Source organism: Arthrobacter sp. YD4, from assembly GCF_030410515.1.
Taxonomy (GTDB): domain Bacteria; phylum Actinomycetota; class Actinomycetes; order Actinomycetales; family Micrococcaceae; genus Arthrobacter.
On the sequence record NZ_JAUHHD010000012.1, the window covers coordinates 1 to 1,654 of the forward strand.

1 protein-coding gene is annotated in these 1,654 nt (G+C 61.5%); it reads left to right on the forward strand.

Annotation, left to right across the window (positions count from 1 at the left end; all coding sequences use genetic code 11):
* Positions 1 to 542: 542 nt before the first annotated feature.
* Positions 543 to 1,654 (forward strand): M43 family zinc metalloprotease (locus QWJ39_RS16240; RefSeq protein WP_290258931.1); only part of this gene is annotated, 1,112 nt, incomplete at its 3' end.

Consider the following 1,654-nt stretch of genomic DNA (forward strand, 5'->3'; position numbering starts at 1 on the left):
GGAAACACCGCACAAAACTTCCAAGGCGGCCGCATCGACTCGTCCCCCACCACCGGCACCAAAACCACCCTCACCCGATGACCCACCCACAACACAAATTCACGCCCCATCGCCGGCCCCAGCCAACGACCTCGGGTGCTTTGAAGGAACACATGAATCGCAAACGGTTTACCGCCGCTCTCGCAGGTGCTTTGCTGGTCTCGGCGTCATCGCTGACATTCGGAGCGGCAGCACCGGGGCTGGCCTCGGAACCGACGGATTCGTCAACGACCATCAGTACTCCCACGGCGACCAGTTCGCCGTCCGTCGGATCCTCATCCGCCCCTACGAATCAGACCGTTGCAACCCCCACTGCAACGGCGACAGCTACTGACACGTCCACCGGTTCGGGCACGAGCATCCCGGTTCAGGGACCCACCCCGGAGCCTCCGGTACCCGAACAGACCGGCGGCGCACCTACCAGCGTCCATGTCTTCCAAACCCCGCCATTGGAAGGCGCTAAGGGTGCGTCGGCTAGGACTCTTGGTACAGAGTCATACTCATTGGCCAGGACAGGCAATATCAAAGTCCGGCTGGTCACTGTGCAGCTAACCGACGTCAAAGCCAATATTTCCATGGACTCTGCGGTCTCCGCCGTTCAGGCGACCAGCAACTACTGGGCAACCATGTCGAACGGCCGGCTCAGCATGAGCGTTGCCAGTACCGAGACATTCAACAGTCGCAGTGCCTCCTCAACGCAGCGGTACTCGGACATGATGAACACGATTACCAACGAACTGGGTTGGGTGCCTAACCCCTACACGGCACTCGTGGTATTCGTATCGACTCCCACGCTTTCCGACGGCGCGTACGGCGCAGGCTGGAGCTACAACGGAACAAGCGGCCGGGTCATCATGCCTCTACCGGCCGCCCTTACCCGAAGTGTGCTCACGCACGAGTTCGGTCACGTCCTCGGGCTGATGCACGCCAACAGCCTCCAGTGCGGCAGTGGCGCCCAGGATGTGGCGACAAACAGTGACGGTACCTTTGCTGACCCGTCCTGCAGCATCAGGGAGTACGGCGACAGCATGGACCTCATGGGGGTTTCCCAGTCCTCCCAGCCCACAATCAGCTCGACACTGTGGGAGTACGGCGGCTTTGGAACCGGCCGAGAAGTCCGGGACCTTGGCAAAGCCGGAAATAGCACCGCCTACACCCTCACCGCATGGAGTGGCACGGCCGATGGCCGTGCTGTGAAGTTCACGGATCCGGTAAGTGGGGAGGTCTACTACCTGGAGTTGCGGCTGCCTGTCGGCTATGACGCTGCGACCGCCGTCAACGGCAATCGCGGAGTGAAAATCGTGCAGCAACTCGGGGCAGGGTCCCTCATCCTCATGCCAGACTCCCACCCCTTCGCCGGTTACTACAGCACGCGGCACGCGTGGCAAGCGGGAGAGGTATTCACGACTCACGCGGGGACGCGGGTGACCGTCAATTGGATCTCAGGTACCGCCGCGGGTGTGACGATTGAGTCGACGGCGGCCATGGCCGTCAAGGCGATTGCTGATGTGGCGGCTGTTTCTCCCGGGCTTGGTAAGTCGGTTTCGGGTTTGAAGACCGGGTTGCGGGGAGGTGTTTCGCAGGGGTTTGAGAACGGTGCGATTTATTGGACTGC